Raw genomic sequence first — 15,723 nt, 5'->3', positions numbered from 1 at the left:
TTATTTTGCTCCTGCAGTCCAGGCAGGGATCATCAGGAGGTTTGTTCGTATGATCAGGGTAAAAATCTGCGGCATAACAGACCTGGAAACCGCCCTGCTGGCGGCGGAAGCCGGCGCCGACGCCCTGGGTTTCGTCTTTGCCGGCAGCCCCCGATATATTGCACCGGAAACGGCCCGCCGGATCAGCCGGGCACTACCCCCTTTCGTTACCCGGGTGGGTGTCTTTGTGGATGCACCCCTGGAAACCATACGGGAAATGGTGCACTTTTGCAGCCTGGATGCGGTCCAGCTGCACGGCCAGGAACCGCCGGAATACTGCCGGTTGCTGCCCTGCCGGGTCATCAAAGCTTTCCGGATTGAGGACGGCGGGGGCCTGCCGGACTTTGCCGGTTATCCGGCGGATGCCTTTCTGGTGGACACCGCCGTACCGGGAAAGGCCGGGGGTACCGGCCGCACCTTCAACTGGCAGCTGGTGGCCGGTTTAAACCTGCCCCGCCCTCTGATCCTGGCCGGCGGCCTCAACCCGGAGAATGTGGGCCGGGCCGTGTCCACCGTGCGCCCCTACGGGGTGGATGTGAGCAGCGGTGTGGAAAGGGACGGCCGGCCTGGGATCAAGGATCCCGACAAAATCCGCCGCTTCATTGCCGCGGCCAGGGGTTGTAAACCAGCGGCAAGCGACTGAACCGGCAACCATCCACCATTCGAGGATCATGCCGCATTTGCGGCGCCGCTGGCCCGGTCGCATTGCCCGCCGTGGTGCCGCCGGCGCGTGAGAATGCGGCGCTGGGGTGGGTTGCACTGAAAATTTACTCATGGAGGAAACATTTATGTCTTTACCCGACGAAAGGGGTTATTTTGGGCCCTTTGGCGGCCGCTACGTGCCGGAAACATTGATGCCGGCCCTGGAGGAACTGACGGCGGCCTACCGGCAGGCGAGTCAAGACCCCGCCTTTCAAAAGGAACTGGAATACTACCTGCGGCAGTATGTGGGGCGCCCCTCCCCCTTATATTTTGCCCGCCGCTTGAGCGACCACTGCGGGGGAGCCAGGATCTACCTCAAGAGGGAGGATCTGAACCATACGGGCGCCCATAAAATAAACAACACCATCGGCCAGATCCTCCTGGCCCGGCGCATGGGCAAAAAACGGGTGATCGCCGAAACCGGGGCCGGGCAGCACGGGGTGGCCACCGCCACCGCCGCCGCCCTTTTCGGCCTGGAGTGCGCCGTGTACATGGGGGAGGAAGATATGGCCCGCCAGGCTTTGAACGTCTTCCGCATGCGCCTGCTGGGGGCCGCGGTGGTCCCGGTGACCGCCGGCAGCCGTACCCTCAAGGACGCCATGAACGAGGCCATGCGGGACTGGGTGACCAACGTGGAAACCACCTACTACCTGGTGGGTTCCGTGGCCGGCCCCCACCCCTATCCGGTGATGGTGCGGGATTTCCAGCGCATCATCGGCGTGGAAACCCGCCGGCAGATCCTGGAGGCGACAGGGCGGCTGCCCGATGTGATTTTGGCCTGCGTGGGCGGGGGAAGCAACGCCATGGGCATTTTCCACCCCTTCCTGGAGGACGAAGGGGTAAAACTGATTGGTGTGGAGGCGGCCGGACGCGGCCTGGAAACCGGCAAACACGCCGCCACCCTCACCAGGGGCCGCCCCGGGGTGCTGCACGGTTCCATGAGCTACGTGCTGCAGGATGAGGACGGCCAGATCAACCTGGCCCACTCCATTTCCGCCGGGCTGGATTACCCCGGGGTGGGGCCGGAACACAGCTACTTAAAAGTAACCGGCCGAGTGGAGTACACCACCGTCACCGACGGGGAGGCGCTGGAGGCCTTCCAGCTTTTAAGCCGCACCGAAGGAATCATTCCAGCCCTGGAAAGCGCCCACGCCCTGGCCCGGGCGGTAAAATTGGCCCCGGAAATGCCCCGGGAATCCATCATGGTGGTCAACCTCTCCGGCCGGGGGGACAAGGACGTGGAAACCGTGGCCGGCATACTGGATGGGGGGAAACAGCCATGAGCGAGAACCGTATAACCCTATGCCTTGCCGGCCTGGCCCGCCGGGGGAAAAAGGGCCTGATCACCTATATAACCGCCGGTGACCCGGACCTGGCGGCCACCGCCCGCCTGGTGGAAACCATGGTCTCCGCCGGAGCGGACATGGTAGAAATAGGCATACCCTTTTCCGACCCCGTGGCCGACGGCCCGGTCATCCAGCAGGCCTCGGCCCGGGCTCTGGCTAAAGGGGTGCGGGTGAGGGAGATCATCCGCATGTGCGCCGCCGTCCGGCAGCGCGTCACCGCCCCATTGATCCTGATGACCTACTACAACCCCGTCTTTCAATACGGCCTGGCAGATTTTGCCCGGGACGCCGCTTCAGCCGGCGTGGACGGCCTGATTGTACCCGACCTGCCCATTGAAGAAAGCGGGGAACTCCTGGGGCATACTGATCAATACGGGCTGGCTCTTATCCCCCTGGCGGCCCCAACCAGCACCGCCGCCCGCCTGGCCGCCATGGCTCCCCTGGCCCGGGGATTTGTCTACTGCGTCTCGGTGACCGGGGTCACCGGTGCCCGGCAGGAGATCCACACCGACCTGGCGAAATTTATGCATCGCGTGCGGCAGTACATTTCCCTGCCGGCGGCCATCGGCTTCGGCATCTCCGGGCCGGAAAGCGCCGCCCGGGTGGCCCCTCACTGTGACGCCCTGGTGGTGGGCAGCGCCATCGTCAACCTGGTGGCCCGGGCAAAGGGCAGCGACCCCGCCCCGGCAGTGGCAGCGCTGGTAGGGGAGATCCGCAAGGCCATTGACGGCATGGTTAAAGCCTGAACCTCTGTTAACCAACCCGGGGTGGGAATTGAGGTTTATTCCGATTGCAAGCTTTCATTAAAACCGGTGTTGATCATAAAAGCATAAGGATAAAGCAAGTCCGTTCTGGAATTCACCCCGGTGAATTCCAACAATACCGACTTCCGACTTCTGACTTCCGACTTCTGTTTTAGGAGGTATGGTCCCTTGCCTGCCTGTCAGCTGGCTGGCCGGAAACACCAGCCGCAAAATACCGTTATTGAGCTGCCCACCTGCCGGGTGGGCAGCGAACAGGTGGTCATCATTGCCGGCCCCTGCGCCGTGGAAAATGAAGACCTGATGATCACACTGGCCCTGGCCCTCAAGGAAATGGGGGTACACATCTTGAGGGGCGGTGCCTTCAAGCCCCGCACCTCCCCCTACTCCTTCCAGGGCCTGGGCGAAGAAGGCCTGCGCATCCTGGCCCGGGCCCGGGAAGCCACCGGCCTGCCGGTAATCACCGAAGTCACCGATGTGCGCTGCCTGGAACTGGTCTGCCGTTACAGCGACATCATCCAGATCGGCAGCCGGAATATGCAAAATTTCGTCCTGCTCCGGGAAGTGGGGCGGGTGAGCAAGCCGGTGCTGCTCAAAAGGGGGCTTTCCGCCACCATTGAGGAGTGGCTTCTGGCCGCCGAATACATCCTGTCCGAAGGCAACAGCCGGGTCATGCTGTGCGAGCGGGGCATCCGCACCTTTGAAACATACACCCGCAACACCCTGGACATAAATGCCATCCCGGCGGTGAAGGAACTGTCCCACCTGCCGGTGATTGCCGACCCCAGCCACGGCACCGGCCGCCGCTCCCTGGTGGCCCCGGTGGCCCGGGCCGCCGTGGCGGCCGGCGCCGACGGCCTGATGCTGGAAGTGCACCCCCGGCCGGAAGAAGCCCTTTCCGACGGCCCCCAGTCCCTTTTACCCGCCCAGCTGGAGAGACTGCTGGCCGAACTGCGTTCCCTGGCGGGAGCCCTTGGCCGGCAAATGGTGAACCCCGCTTACGAAAAATCCGGGAGAGATATTGTTAACCGGCACCGGGTGGTATAAAATAAAATCATCAATATGGCAGCGGCATCGATTTATTTCGGGTCAGGCCACTTTTTTTGATGCCGCTGCCGCGGGAATTATTAGCTTTGGCGTTAGAATCTTTTGTCAGCGCGAAGCACTGGAGTGAGCGTGGACAATGCGGCACCCGGGCAGGTTCACTGAACATTTACGCCAGCGACTATTTTAAAGGGGGTTTTTAATTTAGCATGCAAATCCACTGGTTGGGACATGCCTGTTTCCTGGTGACCACCGGCAGCGGGAAAAGGATCATCACGGACCCCTTTGACCAGCGGGTGGGCTACCCGCCGCCGGCAGTACCGGCGGACATAGTCACAGTCAGCCACCAGCATTTCGACCATAATGCGGTGCAGGTGGTGCCCGGCAGTCCGGCGGTGGTGCAGGAGACGGGAGAGCATGTATTTGGCGACATCAAAATCACCGGACACCCTTCCTATCACGATCAGAGCCGGGGCAGCCAGCGGGGCGAGAATATCATATTCGTCATCGAAACGGAAGGCCTGCGGTTGTGCCACGTGGGCGACCTGGGCCACCGGCTGGAAGATGACCGGGTGAAAGCCCTGGGGGAAATTGATATCCTGATGATCCCGGTGGGCGGCTATTACACCATTGACGCCGCCGAAGCCGCGGCAGTGGTCGAACAGCTGGCGCCGGCGTATGTGCTGCCCATGCATTATAAAACAGCCAGTCTGGACCTGCCCATAGCTCCAGTGGATCATTTCCTGCGGTACTTTCCGGAGCACGAAGAACGGGAAGTGCTGATCGTGGAGGCAGGTAATCTCCCTGTGCAAATGCGGGTGGTCAGGCTCACCCTGTTTAAAAAATAACCGGTAGACATAAATGACACTGGTTGAGGACTTTTTGAGTAACCGGTGGCACCCAACTTACATTGGGACCAAGCTTTTTCATCAAAGATACCCCGCTAAAGGGGTGCTTAATTTTATGGTAAACATTTTACCAAACATTTACCTGCTTTTCAGTCGGGAAAAAACGGGTTGCCCCCGTACCGGGCATGTGTTAAGATAGAAATGTAGTATGATGCAGAATGGTAGTACGGCAGGGGGGAGGGATAGGTCTTGTTTTATTGACCCTGCGGGCACCTCCGGCAAAACAGGTGCCCTGTTTGGTTTTGCGGGTAAAATAATAGCAGCACGGCAGGATGGGAGGTAAAATAATGATTGTGGTCATGCAGCAGGACGCTACGGAAGAACAGATAAATGCGGTGGTGGCCCGTCTGGACAAGAATGGTTTTCAGGTGCACCTCTCCCGGGGGGTGGAACGGACCATCATCGGTGCCATTGGCGACCGCACCCGTTTACAGGACGAATTCCTGGAGGCCATGGCCGGCGTGGAAAAGGTCATGCCCGTCCTCCAGCCGTACAAACTGGCCAGCCGGGCCTTTCACCCGGAGGACAGTGTGGTCATGGTGGGGGACCTGGCCATCGGCGGGGAAGAAATTCATATCCTGGCCGGCCCCTGTGCCGTGGAAAGCCGGGAACAGCTGCTGGAAACGGCCCGGCTGGTGAAGGGAGCCGGGGCCACCATTTTAAGGGGAGGGGCCTTTAAACCCCGCACTTCCCCCTATTCCTTCCAGGGACTGGAGGAAGAGGGCCTGAAGCTCCTGGCTGAAGCCCGGGAAGAAACCGGGCTGAAAATAGTGACGGAAGTAATGGATGTGCGCACCCTGCCCCTGGTGGCGGAATACGCCGACATACTGCAGATTGGCGCCCGGAACATGCAGAACTTCTTTCTTCTGCGGGAAGTGGCCCGGGTGGACAAACCCGTGCTTTTAAAACGGGGCCTTTCGGCCACCATTGAAGAGTGGCTGATGGCGGCGGAGTACATCATGTCCGGGGGCAATCAGCGGGTGATCCTGTGCGAGCGGGGGATCCGCACCTTTGAAACCTATACCCGCAACACCCTGGACCTGGCAGCCGTTCCGGTGGTAAAATATTTCAGTCACCTGCCGGTTATTGTGGACCCCAGTCACGCCATAGGCAAGTGGCGTTTTGTGCCGGCCATGGCCCGGGCGGCCGTGGCGGCCGGAGCCGACGGCCTGCTGGTGGAGGTGCACCCGAACCCTGCCGAAGCCCTCTGTGACGGTCCCCAATCCCTGACGCCGGAAAACTTTGCGGCCATGATGGCCGATTTGCGCCAAACGGCCCCGGTGGTGGGTCGCCGGCTGGCGGGGGTAGCGGCCGGTGCTTGAACAGATAACCATCATCGGCGTGGGACTCATGGGCGGCTCCCTGGGCCTGGCCGCCACCCGGCGCGGCCTGGCCCGCCGGGTGGTGGGGGTGGACCCGGAGCCGGAAAATCGACGGCTGGCCCTGGAGGCCGGGGCCGTGCACCGGGCGGCCTCCCGGGTGGACCGAACCGTACTGGACGGGGCGGAACTGGTGGTGGTGGCCACCCCGGTGGGGCAGACCCCGGCGGTGCTGGAGGAAATGCGCCCCCATCTTTCCCCGGGTACGGTGGTCACCGACGTGGGCAGTACCAAAGCCCGTGTCTGTGCTCTGGCGGTGTCAATCATGCCCCCGGGAACCTGGTTTGTGGGGGGGCACCCCATGGCCGGGTCGGAATGCTCGGGCATGGCCGGAGCCGACCCCTATCTGTTCGAAAATGCTTTTTACATTCTAACCCCCCGGGTGGACACCCCCGGAGAAGTTGTGGGACGGGTGGAAGGGCTGGTCACCGGCCTGGGCGCCCGGGCGGTTAAAATGACCCCGGAGGAACACGACCGGGCGGTGGCTGCCGTCAGCCACCTGCCCCACCTGGTGGCCGCCGCCCTGGTAAATACTTTGATGAACCTGCCGGAGGGAGAATCCTTTGTTCCCCTGGCCGCCGGCGGCTTCCGGGACACCACCCGCATAGCCGCCGGCAACCCCCTGATGTGGCGGGATATTTTCCTTTCCAACCAGGGTGCGGTTCTGGAGTCAATAAAGGTTTTCCGGGAACAGCTGAACCGCCTGGAAGGCATGATCGCCGCCGGTAACGGCGAAGGCATCCGGGCGCTTCTGGAAGACGCCCGGGCCTTTCGCCGGGCCATGCGTGATGGTACCCGGGGCTACCTGCCGGTGATGCATGAAATAGTGGCTGCCGTCCCCGACCGCCCGGGCATGATTGCCGGCCTGGCCAAGAGCCTGGGCGACCAGGGCATTAATATATGTGACATAGAAATCTTAAGGGTGCGCGAGGGCGAAGGGGGGTCCATCCGCCTGGCCTTCGCCACCGAAAAGGAACAGGAACAGGCTGCCGTTATCCTGCGGCAAGCCGGGTATCAGGTGGTAAAAAGGTAGCTATGGTGCTAACGACGCTAAACCCCGGAGCAGGCAGGAACAACGCCCTGCCCCGGTGGAAGCGAAAGGAGTATCTCAGTGGATCTGGAAATTACTCCGCCCCGGGCCTTAAAAGGGGAAGTGCGGGTGCCCGGAGACAAATCCATCTCTCACCGGGCGGTGATGCTGGGCGCCCTGGCCGAAGGAGACACATGCATAGAAAACTTCCTCATGGGTGCCGATTGCCTGGCCACGGTGCGCTGTCTGTCCGCCCTGGGGGCGTCCTTTACCGGCCCCGATGATCAGGGGCGCCTCACCGTCCACGGCCGGGGCGCCGGCGCCCTGCGGGAGCCGGAGGATGTGCTGGACGCCGGCAACTCCGGTACCACCATGCGCCTGCTCCTGGGCATCCTGGCCGGTCTGCCTTTTTTCAGTGTCATCACCGGGGATGCGTCCTTACGCCGCCGGCCCATGAAAAGGGTCACCGGCCCCCTGTCCATGATGGGGGCGGACATCCGGGGGCGGCAGGAGGGCAACCTGGCCCCCCTGGCGGTACGGGGGGGAACACTGCAGGGCATGGAATATACCTCCCCGGTGGCCAGCGCCCAGGTAAAGTCGGCCCTTCTCCTGGCCGGCCTTCTGGCTGCCGGGCGGACCAGTGTGTCTGAGCCCGCCCTTTCCCGGGATCACACCGAGCGCATGCTGCAGTATTTCGGAGCCGCCGTCCACCGGACGGGATGTACCACCCGCATCACCGGCGGCCAGACCCTGCAGGCCCGGCCGGTGACGGTGCCCGGGGACATCTCTTCCGCCGCCTTTCTCATGGTGGCGGCGGCGGTGGTGCCCGGATCCGCCGTCACCATCCGGGAAGTAGGGGTCAACCCTACCCGGGACGGCATTGTCCAGGTGCTTAAGGAAATGGGTGCGGATATAGAAATTTTCAACATCCACGAGCAGAGCGGCGAGCCGGTGGCCGACATACGGGTGCGCCACTCCCGGCTCAGGGGCGTGACGGTAACCGGTGCCCTCATTCCCCGCCTGATTGACGAAATTCCCGTTCTGGCCGTGGCCGGCGCCCTGGCCGAAGGAGAACTGGTGGTGCGGGACGCGGCGGAACTAAAAGTAAAAGAAAGCAACCGCATTGCCACGGTGGCTGTAGAGTTAAAAAAATTTGGCGTGGACATCCAGGAACTGCCCGACGGGCTCCAGGTGCGGGGCGGCCGGCCCCTCACCGGCGCCCGGTGCGCAAGCCACGGCGATCACCGCATAGCCATGGCCATGACGGTGGCCGGCATGGCGGCCCGGGGCAAAACAGTAATTCAGGGCGCGGAATGCGTGGATGTTTCCTTTCCCGGATTTGACGGTATTTTAGCTTCCCTGCGGGTAGAATAATGCCGGGATGAAGTTTTACCCGGCATCTTTTTCTTTTTGAAGGAAAAAACTTAGTTGTGTCGAAATAACCAGGGTATTCGTGTTATTATAATTAAAGGAGATGTCTATGGGTCCCCGGATAGCCATTGCCATCGACGGCCCCGCCGGGGCGGGAAAAAGCACCGTAGCCCGGGAGGTGGCCCGGCAACTGGGCTTCCTCTACATTGACACCGGGGCCATGTACCGTGCCCTCACCCTGAAGGCCCTGCGCCGGGGCATCAACCCGGCCGATGAGCCGGCGCTGGAAGCCCTGGCCCGGGAAAGCCGGATTGATTTAACTGCCGGTTACGGCGGCGGATGCCGGATATTCCTGGATGGTGAAGAAGTCACCGAAGCCATCCGGGAGCCGGCGGTTTCCCGCAATGTCTCACTGGTGGCCCGGGTCCCCGGGGTACGGTCAAATATGGTCCGGCGCCAGCGGGAAATGGCCGAAAACAGCGCCGTGGTCATGGAAGGGCGGGATGTGGGCACGGTGGTTCTACCAGGGGCGCAAGTGAAAATTTTCCTTACCGCTTCCCCCGAAGAGCGGGCCAGGCGCCGGCAAAGGGATCTGCTGGCCAAAGGACACCATCTGTCTCTGGAGCAGCTCATCCAGGAAATCCGGGAACGGGACCGCCTGGACAGCTCCCGGGAGGTGGCCCCCCTGGTCCCGGCTCCCGATGCCTGGATCATCGATAGTTCCCACCTGAATACGGACCAGGTGGTGGAGATGATTATCGGCCGGATCAGGGGGAGGGTTACCTGATGTTCTACCGCTTCGCCCGGGCAGTATGCCGCCTGATCCTGCTCCTGCTGCGCCGCTGGGTGGTGGTGGGAGCGGAAAACCTGCCCCGGCGGGGGGGTGTGCTGGTGGTCAGCAATCACGCCAGCTACTGGGATCCGGTGGTGGTGGGTTGCGCCCTGGACCGCCAGGTCCACTTTATGGCCAAGGCGGAACTCTTCCACTTCCCGGTGCTGGGCCCGGTCATCCGCCGGCTGGACGCCTTTCCCGTAGCCCGGGGCGGCGCCGACCGTCAGGCCATCCGCCGGGCGCTGGAACTGTTGAAACAGGGCCGGGTGGTGGGCATTTTTCCCGAAGGCACCAGAAGCCGTACCGGTGAGCTCATGGAACCCCACCTGGGAGCGGCCATGCTGGCCCTGCGGGCGCAGGTGCCGGTGCTACCGGTGGCGGTGCTGAACACCCGGGGCGTGTTCGGCAGGGTGCGGGTACATATTGGCAAACCGCTGTATTTCTCCCGTGCGGGCCTGGCCGCCCGGCAGGATTATCAAACGGTCAGCCGGGAATTAATGCGGGAAATTGCCAAACTGATGGATAGCGCTTGGTGAGGTAAGTAATGCAGGTACGTCTGGCATCCAGGGCAGGTTTCTGCTTTGGGGTAAAAAGGGCAATCAAACTGGCGGAAGAAACGGTCAGGGAACGGGACGGGCCCGTGTATTGCCTGGGCCCCCTGATACACAACCCGCAGGTGATGCAAAAGCTGGCCGCAGAGGGTGTGCAGGAAATCGACCGGGTGGAAAAGGCAGCGCCCGGGGGAAAACTGATTATCCGCTCCCACGGTGTGGGCCCCGGCGTTCTGGATACGGCCAGGGACAGGAATTTGAAGGTAGTGGATGCCACCTGCCCCTTTGTGGGCAGGGCGCAGAGTTTGGCCCGCGAGCTGGCCTCCGGTGGAACGCCGGTGGTAATCGTGGGTGATAAAAGACACCCCGAGGTTCAGGGTATAGTGGACTGGACCGGTGGGCAGGCGGTAGTGGTGGACGGACCGGAAGAAGCCCGACGTTTGCCGGTGGTGGAGAAAATGGCCGTTCTCGCCCAAACTACCCAGCCGCTGGCCAACTTCCAGGCAGTGGTGGATGTCCTGCAGGAAAAGGCGGGGCAGTTGCAGGTTTACAATACCATCTGTCATGCCACCGGAGCCAGGCAACAGGCAGCCCTGGAACTGGCCCGGGAGGTTGACGTAATGGTGGTGGTTGGCGGCGCAGCCAGCGCCAATACCAGAAAACTGGCCGCCCTGTGCCGGCAGTCCGGCAAACCCGCCTACCAGGTGGAAACGGCCCGGGAACTGGATCCCGTCTGGTTCAAGGGGGTGAAAGTGGCGGGACTGACGGCCGGCGCATCCACACCTGACTGGATTATAGAGGAGGTTGAAAGACGGATGAAGGAGTTGGGCGAGATGACACAGTTAGAGGACAACATGAAGGAAAACGTAATTGCAGCTGAAACGGTGCCTGAGGGTGAAAACAGCGGGCGAAACGGAGCGGCCGGGGAAGAAGGGGCCAGAACGCCGGTGAACGGCGCCGCCGCGGAAGAACAGGAAAAAGCGGCAGCGGAAGAAGAGGCAAAGGAAGATGCCGCCTCTCCGGAAACACGCGCAAAAACAGCCGCACCGGAAACGCCCCGGGAAACCGCCGCCGAGCCGGTGGAGGAAATGAAAGAGGCGGTGGAGGTAAAATCCCTGCGCCCGGGAGAAATTGTCAAGGGCGTGGTGGTGCAGGTAGGTCCCGATGAAGTAATGGTGGACGTGGGGGCCAAATCCGAAGGCGTCATTCCCTTAAGGGAGCTTTCCTGCTACAATGTGCAATCCCCCGAAGACGTGGTCAAGGTAGGGGATGAAATAGAAGTAGCGGTGGTCAAATCCGAAGATAACGAAGGCCGGCTGATCCTTTCCAAGGAACGGGCCGATGCCGAGAGGGCCTGGGAGACGCTGGACCGGCATATGGAAAGCGGCGAACCGGTGGAAGGCGTCGTCCGGGAAGTGGTCAAGGGCGGCCTGCTGGTGGATGTGGGCCTGCGGGCTTTTTTGCCGGCCTCCCTGGTGGAAAGGGGCTATGTGGAAGACCTGAGCAAGTACGTGGGCCAGTCCATCCAGGCCAGGGTCATTGAGCTGAACCGCAACCGCAAGAAAGTGATCCTTTCCCGCAAAGCGGTACTGGAAGAGGAAGCGGTCCGCATGCGGCGGGAGACCCTGGAAAACCTGCATGAGGGACAGGTGGTCCGGGGTGTGGTGCGCCGGTTGACCAGCTTCGGCGCCTTTGTGGACGTAGGCGGCGTGGACGGCCTGCTGCACGTTTCCGAGATGGCCTGGTACCGGGTAAACCATCCCTCCGAAGTGGTCAGCGTGGGCGATGAACTGGACGTGATGGTGCTGAAGGTGGACCGGGAGAACGAAAAGATTTCCCTGGGCTTGAAACAGGTGCTGCCCAATCCCTGGGACAATGTGGAAGAAAAGTATCCCGTGGGCAGTGTTGTACGTGCCAAAGTGGTGCGGCTGGCTCCATTCGGTGCCTTTGTCCAGCTGGAGCCGGGGGTGGAAGGTCTGGTGCATATTTCCCACCTGGCGGACCATCATGTGGCCACACCCGACGAAGTGGTGCAGGAGGGGGACGAAGTGGACGTCAAGGTCCTGAACGTGGCCCCCGAGGAAAAACGCATCCGCCTGTCCATCCGGGAAGTAAACCGGGCTCCCCGGGAAAAAGAAAACAGGCGGTTCAAAGAGCAAAGGCACCAGCACCAGCACAACGACGATAACGGCGGCACGGTAACCATCGGCGAAATGGTGGGGGATATTTTCGACAAATAGGCTTTTATTGACAGCCGGGCAATGAACGCAGCGGGACACACATTTTCCGGCACACCCTGCCATCACAAAGGGTGGCTGTGTGTCCCGTGGCGCAAAGCCGAAGGCGCTTTTGCAGCTGCACACCGGCGAACGGGTTATGCTCTTTGCCGCGGTGATGTGAAATGAAGAGCATCTCTTGAAACCACCGGCAGGAAGGGCATGTCACCGGGTCCCGCCGGCCCGGTGGCCGGCTGGCGCAGGATAAAAGCGTTTCTTGCAACGGGCAGGAATGGTGCGTCAACAGGCCCGCCGGTCTTATGGCGTAAAGTAAAAAGCGTTTCTTGGAACCCCAAGTGGCATGGATGCCGCTTTTTTTTTTGCATATTTATCCTCTGCCGGGGCAGTCTAAGGATAGATAATGGTCCGGTTCCCCCGTAGGATAAGCCAAACCCTCCGCAATCAATGGAATTCACTTTAGCGGATTTCAACTTAACCCGATGACCAAAGTCCGACTACTATTTTAAGGAGTCCTTCATGCCGCTATAGCGGCACCACGAAGGAATTTTCGAAGGAGGTTTATTAAAGGAGGTTTGTCCATGACCGGTTTTCCCCTGGGTATCACTGCACTGATCGTTGTATCCCTGCTTATTTTCTTCGGACTGGCCCACCGGGCCCTGGACCGCATGCGTCTGTCGGACCGGGGAGCCCTGGTGATCATCCTGGCCATGATCGTGGGCAGTTTCATCAATATTCCCATCCCGGGCGGCCGTTATCCCGTCTCCCTGAACCTGGGAGGGGGGCTGATTCCCCTGGGCCTGGCCGTCTATCTGCTGGCCAAAGCGGGTACGGCCCGGGAGCGCACCCGGGCCATCCTGGGAGCGGCCGTGACCGCCCTGGCTCTTTACGCCGTCGGTTCCCTGGTTATGCGCGGCCTGCCGGAGCCGGGAGGGCGGTTTGAAATCCTGGACGCCCTGTGGGTCTACCCCCTGGTGGCGGCCGTGGTGGGCTACCTGGCCGGCCGCTCCCGGCGGGGGGCGTTTATCGCGGCCACCCTGGGGGTGCTGGCCATGGATGTGGGCTATTACTTCTGGCTGGTAGGCCGGGGCGCTCCCGCCGGCCGGGTGCTCATCGGGGGGGCCGGCGCCTTTGACGCCATAGTTATGGCCGGCATTCTGGCCGTGCTGCTGTCCGAGGTGGTGGGCGAAGTCCGGGAACGCCTGCAGGGCGGGCCGGCGGTGAAAGGACGGCCGGAACCATTGCTGCGGGGCCTGCGCAAGCCGGTGCCGGATACCGGCGGCAACGATGACAAACCGGGTGATAAAGGAGGTTCTTGGTAATGAGCCGGGCGCGGCGGAAAATCTTTTGGGGTACCGGTCTTATCATCCTTGGCCTGACCCTGATGGCCCTTTACACCTACTCCCGGGTTTCCGGCCCGGTGTGGAACCCCCGGGCGCTTTTGGGGGAAGGGGAAAGGGATCATATAGCCGGTTACGTATGCACCATCCAGGACGAACAGGGGCGGATAATCAGCCAGGTGGGCCGCCGGGTGTCGGTGAACGATGAGATCATCACCGCCGATGGAAACCACTACCGGGTGGTACGGGTGGAAGGCAATACGGCCCGCGCCCGTTTCCTGGGCCTGGACAGGGACCTGCTGGCCTACAACGAATTTTACAGTCAGATGACGGTACCCGTCAGCCGGGTGGCCCGGACCACCCAGCCGGTGGGCATTTACCATACCCACAGTGACGAATCCTATGTACCTTCCGACGGGTCGGAGGCCATCCCCTTCCATGGGGGGATCTACCAGGTGGGGCAGTCCCTGGTGGACCGCCTGCAGAAAAAGGGGACCCGGGTGGATTATGACAAAACGCCCCACGACCCCCACGACGACAACGCCTATTACCGCTCCCGGCGCACGGCGGCCAATTTAATGAAAAACAACCCTATCGCCCTTTTTGACGTGCACCGGGACGGCATCCCCGACCCCGGTTATTACCGGAAAAATATATCCCAGGAGGACGTGGCCCAGACCCGCCTGGTCATCGGACGGGAGAATCCCCGCATGCAGGCCAACCTGGATTTTGCCAAGCGGCTCATGTCCTACGCCAACAGCGTACACAAGCCCATAGTAAAGGAAATCTTCATGGGCCAGGGAAATTACAACCAGGATCTCATGCCCACCGCCGTGCTCATTGAGGCCGGCACCCACACCAACACCAGAGAAGAGGCGGAACGGGGCATTGCCCTGCTGGCCGACGCCGTGCCGGTGATCCTGGGCATAACCGCCCCGGCACCGCCGGGTGCGCCCAAACCGGTCACCGACCGCACGGCGGCCACTCCGGGCAGCTGGAACGCCCTGGCCTGGATCATCATTCTCACCGTTCTGGGCAGCGGCGCTTTCCTGGTCATCAGCGCCGGCGGCTGGGACAGGGCCAGTGCCCGCCTCGCCCACTTTTTCGGCCGGGAATTTGCCAGCTTCCTGGGCCCCCGCCGGGAAAGAAAGGCCCTGGATGCCTCTGAGAAGGCCACCGTCCCGGGTAAAAGGGACCCCGACGCCAGCGAGGCCGACCGGGATCACTTAAGCCGCATCCGCCAGGACTAGGGGTGGTCTTTTTGCAGGAGTACCTGGGCACCATCATTGCCGGGACGCTGGCGGGCACCCTGGCGCGGCTGTTCATGCTCCACCTGGACTACCGCCAGTATCCCGGTTACCCCCACGGCTACCTTTCCCACCTGTCCCTGGGCTTCATTGCCGCGGCCCTGGGGGCGGTGGCCGTACCGGCCATATTAAAACCCGATTTCACCGCCGTAACCTTCCTGGCCCTGGCGGCCAGCCAGTTCCGGGAAATCAGGAGCATAGAGAGAAAGACCCTGGAAAACCTGGAAGAAAATGAACTGGTCGGGCGGGGCAGCGACTACATCGAAGGCATTGCCCGCACCTTTGAAGCCCGCAATTACCTGGTCATGGCCACCGCCCTTTTAACCAGCATCGCCCATGAACTGGGCAAATGGCCGGCCGCCCTTGTCCTGGCCGTGCTGGCCATTTTATTTGCCCGGGCGTTTATGGCCGGGGAAACCATCGGGGATATCTGTGAAGTGGTGCCGGCCCGGTTATGGTTTAATAAGGATGGGGTGCTGATGGTGGAAGACATCGGCTTTGTCAACATCGGCTTAAGGGAGATGCGGGAGAAGATCGAAGCCGAAGGGCTGGCCGTGCTCATCAGGCCCAAAAACGCCGACGCCCGGGCCACCATCCACGACCTGGGGCAGCGCCAGGCCATCGCCCACACCGTGGCGGTGCTCCTGGGCACCAAAAAGGATGTGGACCTGCCCGAGTACACCCCCATGGCCCGCAAAAACCCCGACACCGGGGAAGTGGGCCTGTACACCGTGCCGGTGGAGAAGGACATGGAAGCCCTCATCCTGGCGGTGAAGCGCGCGCCGGTGCTGGAAAGCGCCCGCTCCCGCCCCCTGAAAACCGAAGCCGGCCGCCTGGCCGCCCGGCCCTGAAAAGGGGATCGTCCCCTTTTCAGGCGGT

General features: G+C 62.0%; 14 protein-coding genes. All 14 read left to right on the top strand.

Going from position 1 to position 15,723, the window contains the following annotated elements; translation table 11 throughout:
- Window positions 1-49 precede the first annotated feature (49 nt).
- Entirely contained in the window at window positions 50-682 is a 633-nt protein-coding gene (locus tag GFC01_RS04930) for a phosphoribosylanthranilate isomerase (protein WP_152945528.1), read from the top strand.
- Between the two features lie 145 nt (window positions 683-827).
- A complete protein-coding gene (gene trpB / locus GFC01_RS04925; protein WP_152945527.1) occupies window positions 828-2,024 on the top strand; it encodes a tryptophan synthase subunit beta in 1,197 nt (398 codons plus the stop codon).
- Window positions 2,021-2,833, top strand: coding sequence for a tryptophan synthase subunit alpha (gene trpA / locus GFC01_RS04920; protein ID WP_152945526.1), 813 nt, complete (start codon window positions 2,021-2,023; stop codon window positions 2,831-2,833). The genes trpB and trpA overlap by 4 nt, the downstream gene beginning before the upstream one ends.
- Window positions 2,834-3,019: 186 nt before the next feature.
- Window positions 3,020-3,895: a 3-deoxy-7-phosphoheptulonate synthase gene (gene aroF / locus GFC01_RS04915; protein WP_152945525.1), complete on the top strand. Its 876-nt coding sequence runs from the start codon at window positions 3,020-3,022 to the stop codon at window positions 3,893-3,895.
- 206 nt (window positions 3,896-4,101) lie between these two features.
- Window positions 4,102-4,740 (top strand): MBL fold metallo-hydrolase, encoded by a 639-nt coding sequence (locus GFC01_RS04910; protein WP_152945524.1) that lies wholly within the window; start codon window positions 4,102-4,104, stop codon window positions 4,738-4,740.
- A 347-nt stretch (window positions 4,741-5,087) separates the two neighbouring features.
- Window positions 5,088-6,122: a 3-deoxy-7-phosphoheptulonate synthase gene (gene aroF / locus GFC01_RS04905; RefSeq protein ID WP_152945523.1), complete on the top strand. Its 1,035-nt coding sequence runs from the start codon at window positions 5,088-5,090 to the stop codon at window positions 6,120-6,122.
- The gene (locus GFC01_RS04900; protein WP_341473757.1) at window positions 6,115-7,212 is read left to right on the top strand and encodes a prephenate dehydrogenase/arogenate dehydrogenase family protein; all 1,098 of its coding nucleotides are present in this window, start codon (window positions 6,115-6,117) and stop codon (window positions 7,210-7,212) included. Before aroF (GFC01_RS04905) ends, GFC01_RS04900 begins: the two co-directional genes overlap by 8 nt.
- Before the next feature lie 78 nt (window positions 7,213-7,290).
- The gene (gene aroA / locus GFC01_RS04895) at window positions 7,291-8,583 is read left to right on the top strand and encodes a 3-phosphoshikimate 1-carboxyvinyltransferase (protein WP_341473756.1); all 1,293 of its coding nucleotides are present in this window, start codon (window positions 7,291-7,293) and stop codon (window positions 8,581-8,583) included.
- A gap of 106 nt (window positions 8,584-8,689) precedes the next feature.
- On the top strand, window positions 8,690-9,367 hold the full coding sequence (gene cmk, locus GFC01_RS04890; protein WP_152945522.1) for a (d)CMP kinase: 678 nt from the start codon (window positions 8,690-8,692) through the stop codon (window positions 9,365-9,367).
- Window positions 9,367-9,948, top strand: a complete 582-nt coding sequence (locus tag GFC01_RS04885) for a lysophospholipid acyltransferase family protein (RefSeq protein ID WP_152945521.1) — start codon at window positions 9,367-9,369, stop codon at window positions 9,946-9,948. The genes cmk and GFC01_RS04885 overlap by 1 nt, the downstream gene beginning before the upstream one ends.
- A gap of 8 nt (window positions 9,949-9,956) precedes the next feature.
- Window positions 9,957-12,203 (top strand): bifunctional 4-hydroxy-3-methylbut-2-enyl diphosphate reductase/30S ribosomal protein S1, encoded by a 2,247-nt coding sequence (locus GFC01_RS04880; RefSeq protein ID WP_152945520.1) that lies wholly within the window; start codon window positions 9,957-9,959, stop codon window positions 12,201-12,203.
- Window positions 12,204-12,778: 575 nt separating this feature from the next.
- Window positions 12,779-13,519, top strand: coding sequence for a DUF1614 domain-containing protein (locus GFC01_RS04875; RefSeq protein WP_152945519.1), 741 nt, complete (start codon window positions 12,779-12,781; stop codon window positions 13,517-13,519).
- Window positions 13,519-14,787, top strand: coding sequence for a stage II sporulation protein P (gene spoIIP / locus GFC01_RS04870; protein WP_152945518.1), 1,269 nt, complete (start codon window positions 13,519-13,521; stop codon window positions 14,785-14,787). The genes GFC01_RS04875 and spoIIP overlap by 1 nt, the downstream gene beginning before the upstream one ends.
- Window positions 14,788-14,798: 11 nt before the next feature.
- Window positions 14,799-15,695 (top strand): YIEGIA family protein, encoded by an 897-nt coding sequence (locus GFC01_RS04865; protein ID WP_152945517.1) that lies wholly within the window; start codon window positions 14,799-14,801, stop codon window positions 15,693-15,695.
- Window positions 15,696-15,723 lie beyond the last annotated feature (28 nt).

It is taken from the genome of Desulfofundulus thermobenzoicus (assembly GCF_009428905.1).
Classification (GTDB): domain Bacteria; phylum Bacillota; class Desulfotomaculia; order Desulfotomaculales; family Desulfovirgulaceae; genus Desulfofundulus_A; species Desulfofundulus_A thermobenzoicus.
Note: the sequence above shows the minus strand (reverse complement) of the source record. Positions and strands in the feature narration are given on the sequence as shown.